General features: G+C 69.7%; 18 protein-coding genes and 1 pseudogene. 11 read left to right on the top strand and 8 right to left on the bottom strand.

The features are described from left to right. From FDN03_RS16475 to FDN03_RS15195, 10 genes and pseudogenes are all read left to right on the top strand, one after another. Positions 1 to 1173 (top strand): annotated as a pseudogene (locus tag FDN03_RS16475) (hypothetical protein); the annotation flags it as partial. 31 nt (positions 1174 to 1204) lie between these two features. Further along, the gene (locus FDN03_RS15155) at positions 1205 to 2215 is read left to right on the top strand and encodes an HAD-IIA family hydrolase (protein WP_138178437.1); all 1011 of its coding nucleotides are present in this window, start codon (positions 1205 to 1207) and stop codon (positions 2213 to 2215) included. 3 nt (positions 2216 to 2218) lie between these two features. Continuing rightward, on the top strand, positions 2219 to 2407 hold the full coding sequence (locus FDN03_RS15160) for a hypothetical protein (protein ID WP_138178438.1): 189 nt from the start codon (positions 2219 to 2221) through the stop codon (positions 2405 to 2407). Further along, entirely contained in the window at positions 2404 to 3198 is a 795-nt protein-coding gene (locus FDN03_RS15165) for a TlyA family RNA methyltransferase (protein ID WP_138178439.1), read from the top strand. Before FDN03_RS15160 ends, FDN03_RS15165 begins: the two co-directional genes overlap by 4 nt. A 100-nt stretch (positions 3199 to 3298) precedes the next feature. Beyond that, a complete protein-coding gene (locus FDN03_RS15170) occupies positions 3299 to 4339 on the top strand; it encodes an NAD kinase (RefSeq protein WP_138178460.1) in 1041 nt (346 codons plus the stop codon). A 325-nt stretch (positions 4340 to 4664) separates the two neighbouring features. Next, positions 4665 to 6425, top strand: a complete 1761-nt coding sequence (recN, locus tag FDN03_RS15175; protein WP_138178440.1) for a DNA repair protein RecN — start codon at positions 4665 to 4667, stop codon at positions 6423 to 6425. A gap of 87 nt (positions 6426 to 6512) precedes the next feature. Further along, positions 6513 to 8195 carry a CTP synthase gene (locus tag FDN03_RS15180; protein WP_138178441.1) on the top strand — a complete coding sequence of 561 codons (1683 nt, stop codon included), beginning with the start codon at positions 6513 to 6515 and terminating at the stop codon, positions 8193 to 8195. A 181-nt stretch (positions 8196 to 8376) separates the two neighbouring features. Next, positions 8377 to 9024 carry an NUDIX hydrolase gene (locus FDN03_RS15185; protein ID WP_138178442.1) on the top strand — a complete coding sequence of 216 codons (648 nt, stop codon included), beginning with the start codon at positions 8377 to 8379 and terminating at the stop codon, positions 9022 to 9024. A 3-nt stretch (positions 9025 to 9027) separates the two neighbouring features. Beyond that, positions 9028 to 10095 carry a site-specific tyrosine recombinase XerD gene (locus FDN03_RS15190; protein WP_138178443.1) on the top strand — a complete coding sequence of 356 codons (1068 nt, stop codon included), beginning with the start codon at positions 9028 to 9030 and terminating at the stop codon, positions 10093 to 10095. Positions 10096 to 10149: 54 nt separating this feature from the next. Continuing rightward, on the top strand, positions 10150 to 10683 hold the full coding sequence (locus FDN03_RS15195) for an NUDIX domain-containing protein (RefSeq protein ID WP_138178444.1): 534 nt from the start codon (positions 10150 to 10152) through the stop codon (positions 10681 to 10683). A gap of 111 nt (positions 10684 to 10794) precedes the next feature. Here FDN03_RS15195 and FDN03_RS15200 read toward each other — a convergent pair whose 3' ends face one another. The 6 genes from FDN03_RS15200 to FDN03_RS15225 all read right to left on the bottom strand — a co-directional run bounded on the left by FDN03_RS15200 (position 10795) and on the right by FDN03_RS15225 (position 16232). Beyond that, a complete protein-coding gene (locus tag FDN03_RS15200; RefSeq protein WP_138178445.1) occupies positions 10795 to 11061 on the bottom strand; it encodes a helix-turn-helix transcriptional regulator in 267 nt (88 codons plus the stop codon). Next, on the bottom strand, positions 11062 to 11559 hold the full coding sequence (locus tag FDN03_RS15205) for a DUF2975 domain-containing protein (protein WP_138178446.1): 498 nt from the start codon (positions 11557 to 11559) through the stop codon (positions 11062 to 11064). A gap of 372 nt (positions 11560 to 11931) precedes the next feature. After that, positions 11932 to 13071 carry a bifunctional 2-methylcitrate synthase/citrate synthase gene (locus tag FDN03_RS15210; protein ID WP_138178447.1) on the bottom strand — a complete coding sequence of 380 codons (1140 nt, stop codon included), beginning with the start codon at positions 13069 to 13071 and terminating at the stop codon, positions 11932 to 11934. 44 nt (positions 13072 to 13115) lie between these two features. Beyond that, entirely contained in the window at positions 13116 to 14045 is a 930-nt protein-coding gene (gene prpB / locus FDN03_RS15215) for a methylisocitrate lyase (protein WP_054821374.1), read from the bottom strand. After that, positions 14045 to 15562: an MmgE/PrpD family protein gene (locus FDN03_RS15220; protein WP_138178448.1), complete on the bottom strand. Its 1518-nt coding sequence runs from the start codon at positions 15560 to 15562 to the stop codon at positions 14045 to 14047. Before FDN03_RS15220 ends, prpB begins: the two co-directional genes overlap by 1 nt. After that, positions 15555 to 16232: a GntR family transcriptional regulator gene (locus FDN03_RS15225; RefSeq protein WP_138178449.1), complete on the bottom strand. Its 678-nt coding sequence runs from the start codon at positions 16230 to 16232 to the stop codon at positions 15555 to 15557. The genes FDN03_RS15220 and FDN03_RS15225 overlap by 8 nt, the downstream gene beginning before the upstream one ends. A 350-nt stretch (positions 16233 to 16582) precedes the next feature. On the opposite strand from FDN03_RS15225, the gene FDN03_RS15235 reads away from it, so the two are divergent. Next, a complete protein-coding gene (locus tag FDN03_RS15235) occupies positions 16583 to 18490 on the top strand; it encodes an AMP-binding protein (RefSeq protein WP_138178450.1) in 1908 nt (635 codons plus the stop codon). A 4-nt stretch (positions 18491 to 18494) separates the two neighbouring features. Here FDN03_RS15235 and FDN03_RS15240 read toward each other — a convergent pair whose 3' ends face one another. Together FDN03_RS15240 and FDN03_RS15245 are read right to left on the bottom strand one after the other, a co-directional pair. Beyond that, positions 18495 to 19223, bottom strand: a complete 729-nt coding sequence (locus FDN03_RS15240; RefSeq protein ID WP_138178451.1) for a response regulator — start codon at positions 19221 to 19223, stop codon at positions 18495 to 18497. After that, complete coding sequence (locus FDN03_RS15245) at positions 19220 to 20959, bottom strand: ATP-binding protein (protein ID WP_138178452.1); 1740 nt, start codon at positions 20957 to 20959, stop codon at positions 19220 to 19222. Before FDN03_RS15245 ends, FDN03_RS15240 begins: the two co-directional genes overlap by 4 nt. Positions 20960 to 21178 lie beyond the last annotated feature (219 nt).

A 21178-nucleotide genomic window follows, 5' to 3' on the forward strand; every position in this document is an offset into this window, starting at 1 on the left:
GACGACAACCGTGGTGGCTTCCGCGGGGACCGTGAGCGTTCTGATTTCCGCCGCAACGACGACAACCGTGGCCAGTTCCGCAAGGGTGACGAGCGCGGGCGGGAGACCTCCCGTGGCCGCTCCGAGGGTGGGGCGCCCAAGGGCAAATTCCAGGATGACGAGCGCAGCGTTCGCAAGCACAACCCAGGCGATCTGCGCATCTCCAACCGTCCGGACCGCACTGCCTCTCCGGACATCGACGAGGACGTGACGGGCAAGGAGCTGGATCGCGTGGCTCGCGCCCAGCTGCGCTACCTGGAGGAACGCAGCCAGAGCTGGGTTGCCAAGCACCTGGTCATGGCCGGACGTCTGCTGGAGGTCGATCCCGAGCTGGCCTATGAGCACACCCTGGCGGCTTCCCGCCGTGGCGGTCGCGTGGCCGTGGTGCGCGAGGCGGTGGGGATCGCCGCCTACCATGCTGGCAAGTATGCCGATGCCCTGCGCGAACTGCGCACCCACCGCCGGATCAGCGGCTCGGACTACAACCTGCCGCTGATTGCCGACTCGCTGCGCGGTCTGGGCCGGGCGGAGAAGGCCATTGAAATGGCGCACGACGAGGAGTTCGCCGAGCTGGACACCGCGGTCAAGGTGGAGTTGCACATCGTGGCCGCCGGCGCCTACGCCGACCTGGGGAAGATGGACGCCGCGCTGGCCGAGCTGGAGGCGCTGCCGCAGCTGGACTTCAACCGTGCCTTCAAGTTCACCCCGCGCCTTTTCAGCGCCTACGCCGACCTGCTGCAGGAAGCCGGCCGGGCCGAAGAGGCCAAGCGCTGGCGCGCGCAGATCGCCGTGGCGGAGCGGGCGCTGGGCGTTGAGGAGGACAGCGATGATTCGTTCATCTACGACCTGGCACCGGAAATGGATGAGGAAGAGGCCCATCCGCGGGCCAAGGACCTGATCGAGCCGGGCGCTGACGCAGAAGCCGAGGAAGCCGACTCCGATTCGGACGTCGTTGCCCAGATGGACGCTTCCAACGAGGATGACGAAACCGTGCAGGAGCACGCCGGGACCGGCATCGACGAGGAGGATGACCTGTCCGAGGTGTCCTTCGATGACGCGCAGGCCGAGGACGATGACGCGCAGGAACGCACCATCCACGCCGATGGGGACGAGAATCCAGCGCAGGACAAGTAGCGCTTCAGCGCACTAGGAGGGAACTGGCCAGATGCTGATTTCGGGTTTTGACTCGGTCCTGTCCGACCTGGATGGGGTGGTGTACGCCGGGGCTGAGGCCGTGACCGGCGCCGTGGAGTCGCTGAACGCGTTGGCGGAGGTGGAGGTCCCGCTGGCCTTCATCACCAACAACGCGGGGCGCTCCCCAATGGCCGTGGCGGCACACCTGCGCCAGCTGGGCGTGAAGACGTCGGCGGAGCACGTATTCGGTTCGGCCGATGCCGGCGCGGAGCTGCTGGCCCAGAAACTGAACCCGGGCAGCAAGGTGCTGGTGGTCGGTTCCCCCTACCTGCGTGAGTGCGTGGCCGTGCGCGGCATGGAAGTGGTGGAGTCCCATCAGGACGAGCCGGCCGGAGTGATCCAGGGGTTCTACCCCGAGGTTTCGTGGACGGACCTGGCCGAGGCCAGCTATGCGATCGCCCGCGGGGCGACGTGGGTGGCCACCAACACGGATCTGACGATCCCGCGGTCCGAGGGCCTGGCCCCGGGCAACGGCTCGCTGGTCAACGCCGTGCAGGCGGCGGTGGACGCCGAGCCGGAGATCGCCGGCAAACCGCAGTCCTACCTCTTCACCCGTGCCGCGGAACGGCTGGATTCAACCAAGCCGCTGGTGGTCGGGGACCGGCTGGACACCGATATCCTGGGCGCCAACCGCGCCGGGTTCAGCAGCGCCCTGGTGCTCACCGGGGTCGATAGCCCGCGCAGCGCCCTGGCCGCCCCGGCCGATCAGCGCCCCACCTACCTGATCCGGTCGCTGGATGACTTCTACCGGCCCTACCCGACCACCCAGGTGCTGGGCTTCGGGGTACAGGTCGGGGAGGCGGTGGCCAGCGTGCGCGAGGACAAGATCGAGGTGACCGGCACCGAATCGGACCTGGATGGCTGGCGTGCGGCGTGCCACGCCTGGTGGCTGGCCCATCCGCGGCAGACTGGGTGTGTAGAACCGCAGATCCAATTCACCGCGCGCGGGCTGGATGAACTGCACCGCGCCGCGCGGAGGTAAGAGATGAACCATCCGATGCCGACCCCCGGGCCCCTGGCCCGACCCGCCGCCGCCCAGGTGACTGAGCAGGTCGTGGAGGAACGCCTGGCCTCGCTGGCCTCCCTGGACATCGCCGAGCATGCGCGGGTCTATGAGCAGCTGCTGCATGATCTGCAGCAGGACCTGAACCGCACCGGGGGCGGGACGCAGTGAGCCGCCTGGACCAGGAGCTGGTCGCCCGTTCCCTGGCCCGATCCCGCACCGACGCCGCCCGGCTGATCGCCGAGGGGCGGGTGCTGCTGGACGGGCAGCCGGCCACGAAGGCCTCCAAGAAGGTCGATCCTTCCGCGACGCTGCAGCTGCTGCCCGGCCAGGGGGAGGAGTACGTCAGCCGGGCCGGGCACAAGCTGGCCGGGGCTCTGGAACACTACCCGGACATCGACCCGCGGGGCCTGCGCTGCCTGGACGCCGGGGCCTCCACCGGCGGGTTCACCGATGTGCTGCTGCGCCGCGGGGCCCGGCACGTGGTGGCCGTCGACGTCGGCCACGGTCAGCTGGTGGACCAGATCCGCTTTGACCAGCGGGTCAGCGTGCACGAGGGGCTGAACGTGCGTTACCTGGAGCCGGCGCAGATCGGGGGAGTTGTCGACCTGGTGGTGGCTGACTTGTCCTTTATTTCGCTGCGCCTGGTGATCCCGGCGCTGGCGCAGGCAACACGCCCGGGCGGAACCCTGTTGTTGATGGCCAAGCCCCAGTTCGAGGTGGGCCGGGAGCACCTGGGCAAGTCCGGGGTGGTCACCTCCGCACGCCTGCGGCGCACCGCGGTGGAAAACGTGGTGGCCAGCGCGCGGGAAGCCGGACTTGAGCTGCAGGGGCTGGCGCGCAGCCCGCTGCCCGGGCAGGATGGGAACGTGGAGTTCTTCCTGCGCCTGGGCCGGCCCGACACCGGGCAGCCACAATCCCCGCCCGATGCGCGGTTGTGGGAGCTGGTTGACTATTCTTGAACACAACGCGTCGAAGCGACGGGCTGGATCGGTGCGCACCTAGCCGCCGGTGCATCCTGCGCGCTTCCACCCCGAGAATTCGAGCCTGAGGGGGCATCCGATATTGCGCCGCATCCTAGTTTTCACCCACACGGGCCGTAAGGACGCGATCGCCGCGGCCATCGAAACCTCCCACCAGCTGGCCAATTCGGGCATCGTGCCGGTGATGCGCCGCCAGGACCAGCACGCGGTCATCGGCGCCAACGGTGACAACCAGGGCGAGGATGCGCTGCACGTGGAGATCCTGGGCGAGGACTGCCAGATGCAGGACATCGACCTGGGGGTGGTGCTTGGCGGCGACGGCTCGGTGCTGCACGCCGCGGAGCAGGTGCGGGAGGCCGACCTGCCGCTGGTGGGCGTGAACCTGGGCCACGTCGGCTTCCTGGCCGAAAGTGAACGCACCGAGCTGGCCAATTCGGTGGCCCAGCTTGCCGCCGGGCGCTACACCGTGGAGCAGCGCATGGCCATCGAGGTCAAGGTGTGGCTGGACAACGTGTGCCTGGCCGAGACCTGGGCGTTGAACGAGGCGGCGGTGGAGAAGGCCAACCGTGAGCGGATGGTCGAGGTCGTCATCGAGGTCGACGGCCGGCCGATCTCCACCTTCGGCTGTGACGGGGTGGTGATGGCCACCCCCACCGGCTCCACCGCCTACGCCTTTTCCGCCGGCGGCCCGGTGGTTTGGCCGGAGGTCGCGGCATTGATCATGGTGCCGATCAGCGCCCACGCCCTGTTCGCCAAGCCGCTGGTGATCTCCCCGGACTCGGTGATGGCGGTGGAGATGCTCACCCGCACCGACGCCGAGGCCGTGCTGTGGTGCGATGGCCGGCGCACCATTGACCTGCCGCCCGGGGCCCGGGTGGAAGTGACCCGCAGCGCCCAGCCGGTGAAGCTGGCCCGGTTGAACACCACCCCGTTCTCCGAACGCCTGGTCAACAAGTTCGAGCTGCCGATCCAGGGCTGGCGCGGACCGGCCCGCCCGTCGGAACGCCGCACCGCCACCACCGCGCTGCCCGTGGTCAAACCCGAGCTGCGCACCGTCGAGCCGCACAACAAGGACGAGCCGGGCATCCCGATGGTGGCCCGCGACGATCCGCGCCCCTGACATCCGGCCGTGCCCGCACGATGGCGGCGGGCGCCCCCAGGTCGCCGTAATCCCCGTCCGGTGTCCAGTGGGCTTGGGCCCACGCCGCGGCGGGGGATAGTGGGAGCCAGGTGCAGGAGCGGCCGCCTCCCAGCGGTGAACGCCGACAGCGGGTCGCGGGCCACACGGCCAGCAGGCTGACCCCAACCCCGCGGGCCACCACCGGGGTCTGGGCGCCGGGTTCGAACACGACGTTCGAACAAGAGGATTCGAATATGTGTACGATGGTGACGGTAATCTAACGCAAGAACATGAACGCATCAGCTCAATCGATCGGGAGTGCGCGATGATTCAGGAAATTTCGATCTCCAACCTCGGTGTCATCACCCAGGCCACCCTGCCGCTGGGTCCGGGCCTGACCGTGGTCACCGGCGAGACCGGTGCGGGCAAGACCATGGTGATCACCGCGCTCTCCCTGCTGCTGGGCCGCCGTGCCGATGCCGGGGCCGTGCGCACCGGGGCAAAGCACGCACTGGCCGAGGCTGTGGTGCACCTGGAGCCCGATCACCATGTGCTCGATGCCGCCGCCCAGGCTGGCGCGTTCATTGAACCGGCCGGGGAGGGCGGGCAGCGCAGCGAGCTGCTGTTGAGCCGTTCCCTCTCCGCCCAGGGCCGTTCGCGCGCCACCGTGGGCGGGCGCAGCGCGCCGGTGGGCCTGCTGGCCGAGCTGGGCTCGGAGCTGGTGGCGGTGCACGGCCAGTCCGACCAGATCCGGTTGAAGGAGGCCGGCGCGCAGCGCGACGCCCTGGACCGCTTCGCCGGTGATGACTTTTCCCGCACCCTGGCCCGCTACCAGCGCAGCTACCGCCAGTGGCGCGAGGTCAGCCGTGAGCTGGCCAGCCTGAAGCAGGATTCGCGCGACCGGGTGCGGGAGGCGGAAAACCTGCGCCTGGCGCTGGAGGAGATCGACGGGATCAACCCGCAGCCGGGGGAGGATGAGCAGCTGCGCGAGGCCGCCACGAAGCTGGGCAACGTCGAATCGCTGCGCAACGCCGCCGTCCAGGCCCACGGCATCCTGGACAGCGAGGATTTTGAGACCCCGGGCATCAACTCGCTGGTGGAAAGCGCGCGCGGGGTGCTGGCCGCCGCCGGGGGAGACGACCCGGCCCTGCAGGGGTTTGCGGACCGCGCCGCGGAACTGGGCATCCTGGCCTCGGAGCTCTCCAGCGACATCTCGGCCTACCTGGCGGACCTGGACGAGGAGGGCCCCGAACGCCTGGCCCAGGTGGAGGCGCGGCGCGCGGAGCTGGGCAAGCTGCTGCGCAAATACGCCCCGAGCATCGATGAGGTGCTGCAGTGGGCCGACGCCTCCCGGACCCGGCTGGAGGAGCTGGGCGGGGACGACACCCGCATCACGGAACTGCAGGAGCGCAGCACCAAGCTGGGTAATGAGGTTTCTTCGCTGGCCGCGGAGCTGACCCGGGCCCGCACCAAGGCCGCCAAGCTGCTGTCCAAGCGGGTCAGCCAGGAACTGACCGCGTTGGCAATGCCCGACGCGAAACTGGTCGTGCAGCTGGAGGCGCTGGAGGAGCCCGGGGCGTACGGGCAGGACTCCATCGCGATGCTGCTGGCCCCGCACGCCGGGGCCGCACCCCGCCCGCTGGGCAAGGGCGCCTCCGGCGGTGAGCTCTCCCGGGTGATGCTGGCGATCGAGGTGGTGCTCGCGGCCGTGGACCCGGTGCCGACCTTCGTGTTCGACGAGGTCGACCAGGGCGTGGGCGGCAAGGCCGCGGTGGCCATCGGTGAACGCCTGGCCATGCTGGCCCGCCACGTACAGGTCATCGTCGTCACCCACCTGCCCCAGGTGGCCGCCTATGCCGATCGCCACATCCGTGTGATCAAGAACTCCGATGCGACGGCGAACACCGGCAAGGGCTTCACCGCCTCGGACGTGGTGGCCCTGGATGAGGCCCAAAGGGTGCGGGAACTGGCGCGAATGCTGGCCGGGCAGGAGGAGTCGGACACCGCCCAGGCGCACGCGGAGGAGCTGTTGGGTGAGGCCCGGCAGCTGGTAGATTCGCTGTCGAAGGCGGCGGCCAAAGCCTAACCGCCGCCGCTGCGCCCCCGCCATCCGGGTGTGGCGATGGTGACAAGTGGATGGTCAGGTGCAGGATTGGTGATAGGATGAAATCCCGTGGTGCAGCGTAATACAACTCGTGATTCTCGGTCGTCTGAAACGACAAAGCATATCTTCGTCACCGGCGGTGTGGCCTCGTCCCTGGGTAAGGGACTGACGGCATCCAGCCTTGGACATCTTCTTCGGGCTCGTGGTCTTTCCGTGACCATGCAGAAGCTCGATCCGTACCTGAACGTCGATCCAGGTACCATGAACCCCTTCCAGCACGGCGAGGTCTTCGTGACCGACGACGGCGCCGAAACCGACCTGGACATCGGCCACTACGAGCGCTTCCTGGATGAGAACCTGCCCGGCAGCGCCAACGTGACCACCGGCCAGGTGTACTCCACCGTCCTGGAGCGTGAACGCCGCGGCGAATACCTGGGCGACACCGTGCAGGTCATCCCGCACATCACCGATGAGATCAAGCGCCGCATGCGCCTTCCGGCCACCGAGCCGGGCGAGGGCAAGAGCGCGCCGGATGTGATCATCACCGAAATCGGCGGCACCGTGGGGGACATCGAATCCCAGCCGTTCCTGGAATCGGCCCGTCAGGTGCGCCAGGATATCGGACGCAAGAACGCGTTCTTCGTGCACGTTTCCCTGGTTCCGTACATCGGCCCCAGCCAGGAACTGAAGACCAAGCCGACCCAGCATTCGGTGGCGGCCCTGCGCTCCATCGGCATCCAGCCCGAGGCGCTGGTGATCCGCTCGGATCGCCAGATCCCGCAGGAGATGCGCGCCAAGCTGGGACGCACCTGCGACGTGGACACCGAGGCGGTCATCAACTGCCCCGACGCCCCGAGCATCTACGACATTCCCAAGGTCATCCACGCCCAGGGGCTGGACGCCTACATCGTGCAGACCCTGGATCTGAAGTTCCGTGACGTGGACTGGGATGACTGGGACCGCCTGCTGGATGTGGTGCACAACCCGGCCCACCACCTGGAGGTGGCGCTGGTGGGCAAGTACGTGGACCTGCCCGACGCCTACCTGTCGGTCACCGAGGCCCTGAAGGCCGGCGGCTTCGACAACAACGCCAAGGTCAACCTGCGTTGGGTCCCGGCCGATGACTGCGCCACCCAGGAGGGCGCCGCCAAGGCGCTGTCCGACGTCGACGCGATCTGCGTGCCCGGCGGTTTCGGCATCCGCGGCCTGGAAGGCAAGCTGGGCGCGCTGAAGTTCGCCCGCGAGAACCGCATCCCCACCCTGGGGCTGTGCCTGGGCCTGCAGTCGATGGTGATCGAGTACGCCCGCAACGTGGCCGGACTGGAGGACGCCTCCTCCACCGAGTTCGACCCGCAGACCACCATGCCGGTGATCGCCACCATGGCCGAGCAGAAGGACATCGTCGATGGCCGCGGCGACCTGGGCGGCACCATGCGCCTGGGCCTGTACCCGGCCAAGCTCGCCGAGGGCTCGGTGGTGGCCGCCACCTACGGCAAGAACGAGGTCTCCGAACGCCACCGCCACCGCTACGAGGTCAACAACGCCTACCGTGAGCAGCTGGAGGAAGCCGGCCTGGTCTTCTCCGGCACCTCCCCGGACGGCAAGCTGGTCGAGTACGTCGAGCTGCCGGCCGAGGTGCATCCGTACTACGTCTCCACGCAGGCGCACCCGGAGCTCTCCAGCCGCCCGACCCGCCCGCACGCACTGTTCAGCGGGCTGATCGCCGCCGCGCTGGCCCAGCGCGGGAACTAGCACCAACCCCGGGACCCCCGGGCCCCCGGGAACCCACGGGCAGAGCCAACCAAGGGCCGGTACCGCTGCATGAACTTGCAGCGGTACCGGCCCTTGGGCTTACACTGCGAACAACACCGCGGCCGCCGGCATCAGCAGCACTGCCGGCCGGCATTGTCATCCAGATGGAAGGACCCTCTTCGTGCCCCACAACCAGCACCCCAGCGACGAATTCTCCCCGCGCACCGTGGTCTCCTCGCAGACCGTCTACGACGGGCTGATCTGGGATGTGCTGCACGATGAGGTGGACCTGGCCCCCGGCGGGCCGCGCATCACCCGCGACTACGTCTCCCACCCCGGGGCGGTGGCCGTGGTGGTCCTCGATGAGCAGGACCGGGTGCTGCTGATCAACCAGTACCGCCACCCGGTGGGCATGACCCTGTGGGAGCTTCCGGCCGGACTGCTGGACGTGGAGGGCGAAGCCCCGCTGCGCGCCGCCCAGCGTGAGCTGTGGGAGGAGGCCGATCGCACCGCCGCGCAATGGGCGGTGCTCACCGACGTGTTCCTCTCCCCGGGCTCCTCCTCCGAGGCGATGCGCATCTTCCTGGCCCGCCAGGCCAGCGAGGTGGCCACCGCGGAGCGTTTCGAACGCACCGATGAGGAAGCGGAGATGCGTTCGGACTGGGTGCCGCTGGATGAGGCGCTGCAGGCGGTGCTGGGCGGGCGGATTCACAACCCCTCCGCGGTGGTCGGGATCCTGGCCGCCCACGCGGCCCGCGCCCAGGGCTACCGCCACCTTCGCCCGGCCGACGCCCCGTTTACGGCGCACCCGGGCCTGCGGGGCAGCTAGCCGATGTCCCGCCCCCCGCTCAGCCCTGCCCCGGACGGTGCCGCGCCCGCGACCGGGCAGGACGTCCCCGCCCCACTGCAGCGCGCCCTGACCCGCTATCTGCAGCACCTGTCCCTGGAGCGCGGCCTGGCCGAGAACACGCTGGCGGCCTACCGCCGCGACCTGACCCGCTACGCCCAGGCGCTGAGCCGCCAGCGGATCGGCGATCCGGCGGGCATCACCCCGGAAGCGGTCAGCGGCTACCTGCAGCAGCTGGCCCAGGGCACCGGGGACACGCCGGGGCTCAGCGCCCGCACGGTCGCCCGGCACACGGTGGCGATCCGCCAGCTGCACAAGTTCTGGGAACTGGAGGGGCTGTGCGTGCCCAACCCGGCCCGCGACATCCAGCCGCCCAGCTTCGGTTCCTCCCTGCCCAAGGCCATCTCCATTGCCGAGGTCAGCACGATCCTGGAATCGGTGGCCACCGACACCCCGGCGGGGCTGCGCGACCGGGCACTGCTGGAGTTCCTGTACTCCACCGGCGCGCGCATCTCCGAAGTGGTCGCATTGGACGTGGACGACGTGCACTTCGCCGCCGGCCTGCAGCCCGATGCCGACCTGCAACCCGCCGCTAAGCTGCAGGCAGCCCCGAATCCCGGCAGCGCACCGGACTCCGCCGGGCAGAGCGTGGTGCGCCTGTTCGGCAAGGGCTCCAAGGAACGGGTGGTGCCGATCGGATCCTACGCGCGCAAGGCGCTCAGTGACTACCTGGTGCGTGCCCGCCCGGGGCTGGCGGCCAAGGGCAGGGGCAACCCGGCACTGTTCCTGAACCAGCGTGGCGGGCGGCTCTCCCGGCAGTCCGCGTGGATGATCCTGTCCAAGGCGGCCGAGCGGGCCGGGGTGCCCACCGAGGTTTCCCCGCATACGTTACGCCACTCCTTCGCCACCCACCTGCTGGAGGGCGGGGCCGACGTGCGCGTGGTGCAGGAGCTGCTTGGCCACGCCTCGGTAACCACCACCCAGATCTACACCAAGGTCACCGTCGATGCGCTGCGCGAGGCGTACCTCTTCGCCCACCCCCGGGCGCGCTGAAGCCGTCCCGCCACCGCCCATCCAGAAACCCAGCCGTCTTCCAGGAGCCAGCCCATGACCAGCAGCGCCGACGCCAGCGTCAACCGGACCCAGCCGCAACCGGTGGTGCTGGTCCTGCTGCTGCGTGAGGGCCCCACCGGCCGCGAAGTGCTGCTGGGACGCAAGCTCACCGGGTTCGGGGCCGGCAACGTCGTCGCCCCGGGCGGGAAGATCGAGCCGGGGGAGAGCCCGGTGCAGGCGGCGGTGCGGGAACTGGCCGAGGAGACCGGCATGCGCGTGGCGGCGGGCGACCTGACCCACCGGGCGAACATCGCCTTCCGCTTTCCCGCCAGTCCACGCTCGGACATGGACTGCAGGGTGTTCGTGGCCACCGTGTTCGGCGGGCAGCCCGCGGCCAGCGGGGAGCTGGACGCCCGCTGGTACCCGGCCCAGGCGTTGCCGGTCCGGGACATGTGGCAGGACGCCGAGCGTTGGCTCCCGCTGCTGCTGGACGGGCAGCGGTTCACCGCCACCGTGCAGATGGCCCCGGACAACCTGGGCGTGGCCAACCTGCGGGTGCAGCAGTGGGACGGCGACGCCCCGGCCTGAACCGCGGCCGGACCCCGAAAGCCAGCGCCCAGAAGTCAGCGTCCGCAAGACCAGCGCGCCCACGGCCGGTTCGCGTGGCCGGTCCGCGCTGCGCTCCTGATCGGGTGTGGCCTACCGCCCGGGCGTGTTCCCTGCGCGCGCCGGCGCAAGGGACCGATCCGCGTCGCCCGGAGCATCCGGCTCCCACACCAGCAGGTCCCCGGGCTGGCAGTCCAGCTCCCGGCACAACGCCTCCAGCGTGCTAAAGCGCACCGCCTTGGCCCGTTCGTTCTTCAGCACGGCCAGGTTGGCCGGGGTGATGCCGATGCGTTCGGCCAGCTCACCGACCGCCATCTTGCGCCGGGCCAGCATCACGTCGATCTGCACGCGGATCGCCAATCAGATCACCCCGCCCAGCTCGGTGCGCAGCCGTTGCGCCTCCAGGTCGGTGCTGGTCGCCTGCGCGAGCAGCTGGCGCAGCACCAGCACGATCAGCGCAATCCCGGCCACCAGCACACCCAGCCCGCCGGTCAGCAGCACCAGTCCCGGGGCAACCGCCTCCCCGGGGGCCATCACCGCAGCCAGTGCGAAGGTGCCCAGCGCGCCCACGCCGATGGTAGCGATGATCACGTCCACGTATTTGAAGGCCGCCGGGTTGAACACGGTACCGCGCCGCACCCGGGTCGCCAGCTTCCACACGCACACGATGCACAGCTCCACGACCAGCCCGACCAGCACCAGGTAGCCCAGGAACGCCGGGCGCAGATAGCCGAATTCACCGCTCGGCCCGCCCTCATCCCAGGCCGCCACCGGGACGATGAACCCCTGCAGGAACAGGGCCAGGCCCATCGCGCCGACCAGCACTATCCGCAGCGCGGCGATACTCATTCTGCCCATCGCGGGCTCCTTTCACCATCATTCACCGAGGTGCCGAACTCTGTCTGAAGCGGCGGCCCGGGAAGCGCGGTCCTCGCGACCGCCCCGGGCAACCATCCGGTTATCTATTGAGGTTCGGCTACTTCCTATCGAAAAACAATAGATCGCTGGTGGGCTTCGTGCAACCCGGTTCCGCCCGCACCCCGGAGAATCGGCGCAAAAAAGCCCGTGGGGCTGCACCTGGGTATCAGGTGCAACCCCACAGGCTGTGCTCGCGGCATTCCGGCGCTCCGGTGTTCCGGTGTTCCGGTGTTCCGGTGCTCCGGCATACCGGCATTCCGGTGTTGCGGCATTTCGGCCGCCGCATGCCGGAGGGCCAACTAGGGCACGGTGCTAAAGTTCGCGCTGCTCCGGCCCGTTGTAGGCGGACAGCGGGCGGATCAGCGAGTTCGCGGCGCGCTGCTCCATGATGTGGCTGGTCCAGCCCACAATGCGTGAGGCGATGAACAGCGGGGTGAACATCTCGGTGTCGAAGCCCATCAGGTGGTAGGTGGGTCCGGCCGGATAGTCCAGGTTCGGCTTGATGCCCTTGGCCTCGTCCATCGCCGCTTCCAGCCCGTCGTACAGCCCGAGCATCTCCGCCCGGCCGTAGTGCTCGATCATCCGGTCCAGGGCCGCCTTCATGGTCGGCACCCGGCTGTCCCCGTTCTTGTAGACCCGGTGGCCGAAGCCCATGACCTTCTTCTTCTCGGCCAGCGCCTGCTCCATCCAGGCCTTGGCGCGCGCGGCGGCGGCCTCGCGCGACTCGTCCTTGTCGATGCCGATCTCGTCGAAGGTGTGCATGACCGCCTCATTGGCCCCGCCGTGAAGCGGGCCCTTCAGCGCGCCGATCGCCCCGGTGACCGCCGAGTGCAGGTCCGAGAGCGTGGAGGTGATCACCCGGGCGGTGAAGGTCGAGGCGTTGAAGGAGTGCTCGGCGTAGAGCACCATGGAGACCCGGAACGCGTCAACGACCTCGGGGGCCGCCTCCTCGCCGAAGGTCATCCACAAGAAGTTCTGCGAGTAGTCCAGGTCCTCGCGCGGCTCGATGGGCTCCAGCCCGCGGCGGCGGCGCTGGTCGTAGGCGACCACGGCGGGGAAGGCGGCGAACAGCTCCTTGGCCTTGCGCAGCTCCGCCTCGGGGGAGGAGTCCTCGGCCAGCGGGTTGTTCGCCCCCAGCACGGAAACCGCGGTGCGCCCCACGTCCATCGGGTGGCAGTCGGTGGGCAGCAGGTCGATCGCCGCCTTCACCCGCGGATCCAGCGAGCGGTTGGCCCGCTCGTAGGCGCAGAACTCGGTCAGCTCACTCTCGCTGGGCAGTTCCCCGCTCCACAGCAGCAGGGCGACCTCCTCGAAGGACTTGGTGGCCGCCAGATCCTGGACCGGGTAGCCGCGGTAGAGCAGCGAGTTGGTGTCCGGGTTGACCTTGGAGATCGCGGTGTAGTCCACCACGACCCCGGCCAGGCCCTTCTTGATTTCCTCGGTAGTGGTCATATTCAAACTCCTGTCGTTTTCGGTGCAGGTGCGCGGCGGCGGTGCTACAGGTCCGCGTTGTTCGATTCGATGTCCAGCCCCGGGACCTGGAAGTTGAAGATCCCGGTGTCGAATCGGTTGTACGCCTCGTAGTCGACCAGCTCGTACAGACGTGACCTGGTTAACATCCTATCCACTTCGCGCTGCTGGGTGCCCTCCTCGGCGATTGCGTTAAGCACCCGCTCGGCCGCACCCATCGCGCTGCGCAGCAAGGTGACCGGGTAGATCACCATGGCCACCCCGGCGTCGGCCAGCTGCTGGCGGGTGAACAGCTCGGACTTGCCGAACTCGGTCATGTTCGCCAGCACCGGCACCTGCACCGCGTTGCACACCGCCTCGAATTCGCCCAGGTCCTTCATCGCCTCTGGGAAGATCGCATCCGCCCCCGCGTCGACCATCGCCTTGGCCCGGTCGATCGCCGCATCCAGGCCCTCCACGGCGCGGATGTCGGTGCGCGCCATGATCAAGAAGTTCTCATCGATGCGCGCGTCGGCGGCCGCGGCGATACGCTTGAGCATGGTGCCGGTGTCCACCACGTTCTTCCCGTCCAGGTGCCCGCAGCGCTTGGGGTTGAACTGGTCCTCGATGTGGCACCCGGCCAGCCCCGCGTACTCCAGCTCCTGGATGGTGCGGGCCACGTTCATCGGCTCCCCGAACCCGGTGTCCGCATCCACGATCGCTGGCAGGTCGCTCATCCGCGCGATCTGCCCGGCCCGGGTGGCCACCTCGCTCAGGCTGGTCAGCCCGATGTCCGGCAGGCCCAGCTCGTTGGCCAGCACCGCTCCGGAGATGTAGATCCCGTCGAACCCCTTCTCCGCGATCAGCCGCGCCGAGAGCGGGTTGAACGCGCCGGGGAACTGGCGGGCGGCCCCGGCGGTGAGCATTTCACGCAGCGCGATCCGCTTCTGGGCGGGGGTGCGGGTGGAGTACAGCATTAGAACAGGCCCTTCGGTGCGTTGGCGGCGTCGATGACCCCGGGGGCGGCCAGGATGTTCAGCTGGTCCAGCTCCCCGGCGCCCAGTTCGTCCAGGCGCTGCACGGCGGCCAGGAAGCGTTCGATCTCCGCCTCCTGGACCAGCCCCTGGGCCAGGGTGCGGAACTTGTGGATGTACTGTTCGCGGGCGAACGGGCGGGCGCCCAGCGGGTGGGCGTCGGCCACGGCGATCTCATCGGTGATCACGGTGCCGTCGGCCAGGGTGATCTCAACGGACCCGCCGAACGCCTTCTCGGCGATGTCCAGCGAGTGGTAGCGCCGGGTCCATTCGGGGTCCTCCTCGGTGGTGACCTTCTGCCACAGCTCCACCGTGTCCGGACGCGCCGCGCGCTGCGGGGCGTAGGAGTCCACGTGGTGCCAGGCCCCGTCCTGCAGGGCAACGGCGAAGATGTACGGGATCGAGTGGTCCAGGGTTTCGCGCGAGGCGCTCGGGTCGTACTTCTGCGGGTCGTTCGCGCCCGAGCCGATCACGTAGTGGGTGTGGTGGCTGGTCTTGATCAGGATCGATGCCACGTTCTTCGGGTCGGTGGCCTCCGGGTGCTCGCGGTGCAGCTTGCGGGCCAGGTCAATCCACGCCTGGGCCTGGTACTCGGCCGAGTGCTCCTTGGTGTAGGTGTCCAGGATCGCGCGCTTGGCTTCGCCGGGCTGCGGCAGCGGCACCTCGTAGGCGGCGTCGGGCCCGTCCAGCAGCCAGGCGATGACTCCGTCCTCGCCCTCGTAGATCGGCACCGGGGAGGTCTGTCCGCGCATGGCGCGGTCCGCGGCCTCCACCGCCATCTTCCCGGCGAACGCCGGGGCGTGCGCCTTCCAGGTGGAGATTTCGCCCTTGCGGGACTGGCGGGTAGCGGTGGTGGTGTGCAGGCCCTGGCCCACGGCCTGGAAGATCGTCTCCACATCCAGGCCCAGCAGGGTGCCGATGCCGGCGGCGGCCGACGGGCCCAGGTGGGCGACGTGGTCGATCTTGTGCTTGTGCAGGCAGATCGCCTTGACCAGGTCCACCTGGATTTCATAGCCGGTGGCGATCGCGCGGATCAGGTCGTGCCCGGAGGCGCCGGTGTGCTGGGCGACGGCCAGGATCGGGGGGATGTTGTCACCCGGGTGCGAGTAGTCAGCGGCCAGGAAGGTGTCGTGGTAGTCCAGTTCACGCACCGCCACCCCGTTGGCCCAGGCGGCCCATTCGGGGGAGACCTTCTGCTCGATGCCGAACACTGTCGCCCCGGCCCCGCCGTTGGAGGGGGCGTGGGTCAGCGCCTGGGCGCGGGCGGCGATGATCGGGCCGCGGTTCAGCGAGGCGACGGCGACCGAGGCGTTGTCGATGATCCGGTTGATGATCATCTCCTTGACCTCGTCGGTGACCTCCACCGGGTCGGCGGCAACCACCGCGATCTTGTGGGCCAGCTGGTCCTCGCGGGCCAGGTTTTCCTCGGAACGGTACACACGCACGGGATGATTAATCATGGTTGCCTTTCAGCTCGGTTGCATGCTTGATGATGTGGTCAAAACTTTGGTGCAGATGCACGGTGGTGGCCGCCGCGGCCAGCTCCGCATTGCGGGCCGCGATCGCCCGGGCGATCGCGGCGTGCTCCGCGGCCGAGGCGCGCAACCGGGCCGGGTGGTCCTTGGCCAGGCGCCGCACCCGCTGCAGGTGCACCCGCAGGTTGCGCAGCGCCGCGCCCAGGTAGCCGTTGTCCGCGGCCTCATCGCCCAGCTCATCCAGGCGCGCCACCAGCCGGTAGTACTCATCGGCGCCGATCCGCTCACCGTTGGGTGGCGGTCCGGAGGGGTCAAACCCGGCGGCGGCCCGCTCAAACTGGTCAGCCAGTTCGGCAAAGGCCGGGGCCAGCTCGCTGCGGCAGGCCAGGCGCGCGGCCTCGCACTCCAGCACCCGGCGCAGCGTGAACAGGTCATCGAGGTGCTCGACGGAGACCTCGGAAACCACGGTGCCGCGCCCGCGCTGCTGCACGGCAAGCCCGTCGGCGACCAGCCGGGCCAGGGCTTCGCGCACGGGGGTGCGCGAGACGCCCAGCCGGGCGGACTGCTCGACTTCGGCCAGCACGGTGCCCGGACTCATGCGCCATTCAACAATGTCCCGGCGCAGGATCTCGTAGGCTTTTTCGCTGGCTCGCATGCCCCCAGTGTATACACAGTTCGGGAACAAGCGGCGAAAGTTCCGGCAATCTTCCGTAAATTTCGAACTTTATGTATACACGACCCTTGAATGTGGGTGAGCTGGATCATAGGCTGTAGCCCAAGCGGGGCAGGCGGATGCGGGATCGTCCACCGGGCCCTGCGCTTCAGCGCGGCGGGGAGGTCATCGCCCGGCCGCACTGAACCAAAACCACTGGAAGCACGGGAACCACCGGAACCACCGGAACCACCGGAACCACCGGGCCCACCGGGCCCATTGGAAGGCAGCCCCCGGCACCGCCCCGCCCCGGCGGGAACCGGCGCCGGGAACACAACACACAAGGAGCACGCATGGCACAGGCATACCGGCAGGCATACGCCGCAGCGGTCCAGGACCCCGGGGCGTTCTGGCTCCAGCAGGCCGCGGCCATCGACTGGCGGCACGCCCCGCGCACGGCACTGGATGACTCCCGCGCCCCGCTGTACTCCTGGTTCCCGGACGGGATGCTGAACCTGACCGTCTCCGCGCTGGACCGGCACGTGGCGGCCGGGCGCGGGGAGGCCGCGGCACTGATCTACGACTCGGCGATGCTGGGCACCACCCGGACCTACAGCTACGCGCGGCTGCTGGAGGAGGTCGCCGGCTTCGCCGGGGTGCTCGCCGCCCGCGGGATCGGCGTGGGGGACCGGGTGCTGATCTACCTGCCGATGATCCCGCAGGCGGTGATCGCGATGCTGGCCTGCGCCCGGATCGGGGCGATCCACTCGGTGGTCTTTGGCGGGTTCGCGCCGCGGGAGCTGGCCTCGCGGATCCAGGACGCCACCCCGGTCGCGGTGATCACCGCCAGCGGAGGGATCGAACCCAGCCGCAAGGTGGAGTACCTGCCGGCGGTGGCCGAGGCGCTGGACCTGGCCCCGGGCAGCGTGCGCGATGTCATCGTCGCCCAGCGTGAGGGCTTCACCCACCAGCTGGCCGAGTACACCTGGCGCGGGGAAAACTGGCTGGACTGGGACACCCTGGCCGCCGACGCGTCGCCGGCCGAGGCGGTGCCGGTGCCCAGCACCCACCCGCTGTACGTGCTGTACACCTCGGGCACCACCGGGGCGCCGAAGGGCGTGGTGCGGGACACCGGCGGGTACGCGACCGCGCTGGCGTATTCGATGGGTGCGATCTTCGACGTGAAGCCCGGGGACGTGATGTTCACCGCCTCCGACGTGGGCTGGGTGGTCGGGCACTCCTACATCGTCTACGCCCCGCTGCTGGCCGGGGCGACCACGGTGCTCTACGAGGGCAAGCCGGTGGGCACCCCCGACGCGGGGGTGTTTGGCCGGATCATCGCCCAGCACCGGGTCACCACCATGTTCACCGCCCCCACCGCGCTGCGCGCGATCCGCCGGGCGGATCCGGAGGGCGGGCTGCTGACCAGGCACGACCTGTCCAGCCTGCGCGCCCTGTTCGTCGCCGGGGAGCGGCTGGACCCGGACACCTACCACTATGCGCAGCGGCTGCTGGGCATCCCGGTGGTGGACAACTGGTGGCAGACCGAATCGGGCTGGCCGATCGCCGCGAACCCGCTGGGGCTGGCGGCCATGGAACGCAAGCCCGGTTCGCCCTCCACCCCGGTGCCCGGGTTCAACGTGCAGATCCGCGACGGGCTGGGCGCGGCGCTGCAGGCCGGGCAGGAGGGCAACATCCTGATCAAGCTGCCGCTGCCGCCCGGGGCGCTGAGCACCCTGTGGGGCAACGACCAGCGCTTCATCGACACCTACCTGGCCCAGCAGCCCGGCTACTACCTGACCGGGGACTCGGGGTACATCGATCAGGACGGGTACCTGTTCGTGATGGGGCGCACCGATGACGTGATCAACGTGTCCGGGCACCGGCTGTCCACCGGGGCGATGGAGCAGGTGCTGGCCAGCCACCCGGCCGTGGCCGAATGCGCGGTCATCGGAGTCAACGACCCGCTCAAGGGCCAGCGCCCGGTCGGGTACGTGGTGCTCAAGTCCGGGGCGGGGATCGGCGCCGAGCAGCTGCGCGGGGAAGTGGTGGACATGGTGCGCCGGCAGATCGGGCCGGTCGCGGACTTCCGGGAGGTCAAGATCGTCGCGGCGCTGCCCAAGACCCGCTCGGGCAAGATCCTGCGCAAGACCATGCGCCAGATCGCCGACGGGCAGGACTACCAGGTGCCCTCCACGATCGAGGACCCGCAGGTCATCCAGGAGCTGATCCCGCTGCTGCGCCCCCAGGGCCCCGCCTGAGCGGCTAGGCCGAACGGTACTCGTATTCGGGCCGGCCGCGGCTGCCGTGGCGCGGCTGCTTGAGCAGCTGGCCGGTGTCGGCCAGGTGCTCCAGGTAGCGCCGGGCGGTCACCCGGGAAATGCCCAGCGCCGCGGCCAGCTCGGTGGCCGAATAGGCCCGGCCCCGCTGCCCGGCGAGGAACCCGCTGATCTGCTCCAGGGTCTGGCGGATCAGCCCCTTGGGCAGCTGCTGGGCGCGCTCGCTGGTGCGCAGCGCGGAGAACGCGTGGTCGATGTTCGCCTGGGTCGCCTCCGCCCCGGAGGAGTGCATGCTGGCCACGAACTGGCGGTGGTTGGCCAGCTTCTCCGCGAACGCCGCGAAGGAAAACGGCTTGATCAGGTACTGGGTGATCCCGCTGGCCACCGCCGAACGCACCACCTGCAGGTCGCGCACCGCGGTGATCGCGATGATCCCCACGGTCAGCCCCTGCCCGCGGATCCGGCGGGCGACGTCGATCCCGTGCAGATCCGGCAGCGTCATGTCCAGCAGCACCAGGTCGTAGGGTTCTGCCGCGTCCCGGGCCTGGGCCAGCAGCGCCAGGGCCTGCTGCCCGTTGCCGGCCACCGCCCCGGTCCAGTACCCGTCCACCCGGGCGATGAAGTCGCGGTGGGCTGCGGCGGTTTCCGGTTCATCGTCCACCACCAGGACCTTCAGGCCCCGTTCGGCCTGCGGTGCGCCAGGCGCGCGGTTCATTGCTCGTCCTTAGTACTCGGTTCGGTGCTCGTTTCGGTGCCCGCGGTGCCCGTGGCGCCGTGGGCGGCGGGCAGCGGCAGGGTGACGGTGAAGATCGCCCCGGCATCATTATCCACCGTGATGCTCCCGCCCAGGCGCAGCACCGCCTGCTGCACCAGCGCCAGCCCCAGACCGCGCGGCACCTGCCCGCCCTTGGTGCTGACCCCGAAGCGCATCAGGTCCTTGAGGAATTCCGGTTCGATGCCCGGCCCGGAGTCCGCGACCGAGATCAGCAGCTCATCGGGCAGCCCGACCACCTCCACCCAGACCGTGGCGGCGTCGCTGCCCACCGAGACATCCAGCGCGTTATCCAGCAGGTTGCCCACGATCGTGATCAGGTCGGTCGCCTTGAAGCAGTCCGGCGGCACGGTGCCGGAGGCGGAGATCTCCAAACGCACCCCGCGCTCGTGCGCCTGCGCGGCCTTGGCCACCAGCAGGCTGGAGAGGTAGGCGTCGTCGATGCTGCCCACCACCAGGTCGGTCAACGCCTGGGAGCCCTGCCGGTCGGCCAGCGCGAAGTCCAGCGCCCGCTGCTCCCGGCCGTTCTCGATCAGGGTGGCGATCGTGTGCAGCCGGTTGGCGTGTTCGTGGGTCTGGGCGCGCAGCGCGGTGGCGAAGGTCTTCAGCGACTGGATCTCCCCGGTCATCTCCTGCACCTCGGTCAGGTCCCGCAGCGTGACCACCACGCCGGTGAACGGGGTCGTGGCCAGCCAGCGCAGCGGCAGCATCCGGCGCCGGCGCAACAGCTCCGGCTGGGTGGCCCGGGCCGAAACCTTGGAGACCGCGACTACGCTGCTGGCGGTCACGTGGATCTCATCGCGCGCCGAGCGGGCGCTGGAGAGCAGCTCGCGCAGGCTTTCGGGCACCCCCAGCTGCTCGATCCCAAACCCGTCGGGCGGGGGAGTGGCGGGCAGGCCCAGCAGCCGGGCCGCCTCATCGTTGTACAGCACCACCCGTTGGGTGCGGTCCATCAGCAGCAGCCCCTCGCGCACCGAATGCAGCGCGGAGAAGTAGAACGCGTAGAGCCGGCGCATCCCGTGCGGGCCAAAGCCCAGGGTGGCGCGCTGGATGTACTTGGAGAACCACCAGGAGCTGGCCGCCCCCAGCGCCAGCACCACCGCGCTGGGCCCCAGCAGCTTGGGCAGCTGGCTGCGGTAGGTGTTCTCCAGGTTCGCCACCGTCACCCCGACCGCCACCCAGCCCAGGGTGCGGCCCTGCTCATCGTTCACCGGGGCGATCGCGCGCACCGAGGGGCCCAGCGTCCCGGTGAACTGTTCGACGTGGGAGCGCGCCTCGGTGGGGATGGTGCCCAGGTAGGTGCCGCCCAGCTGCCGGGGATCGGGGTGCGTCAGGCGCACCCCCTCGGGGGTCATGATCGTGATGAAGTCGATGGTGCTGGTCTCCTCCAGCACGCTGGTGGTGAACGGCTGCAGCCGCGTTGCCGGATCCTTTCCGGCCAGCTCGCTGCGCACGAACGGGTCCCCGGCCAGGGAGAGGGAGACCGTGGTGACCAGGTCACGGCGGTCCTGCAGGATCACCGTGCGCTGGTGGGCGATGCCGAACCAGGCCAGGGCCAGCACCGCGATGAGCACCAGCAGCATCTGCACCGCGAAGATGCGGGCGGCGAACGTCCACGCGTCGCGGTTGAGCCGGCGCAGGTCGCCGGCGGCGCGCGGCAGGCCAGGGACAGCGGGCATGGGCACCTCTTCGTGGGAAAACCGGTCTGTGAACAGATTGCGCCGTCCGACGGGGCGGATGCAAGACGCCGTGCGCACCGCCACCGCCTCAAGGCCCGCACCCGGGACCCGGTCCCCCGGGGCCGCAGGGTGGGCGGAAAACGCCGTGCCGCGCGCGCCGCGCGGACCCTGGCCGCCAGCGCCGCGCGGGTTCGCCGGCAAACGTGATGTGAACAATAT

It is taken from the genome of Glutamicibacter sp. V16R2B1 (genome assembly GCF_005774635.1).
Lineage (GTDB): Bacteria > Actinomycetota > Actinomycetes > Actinomycetales > Micrococcaceae > Glutamicibacter > Glutamicibacter creatinolyticus.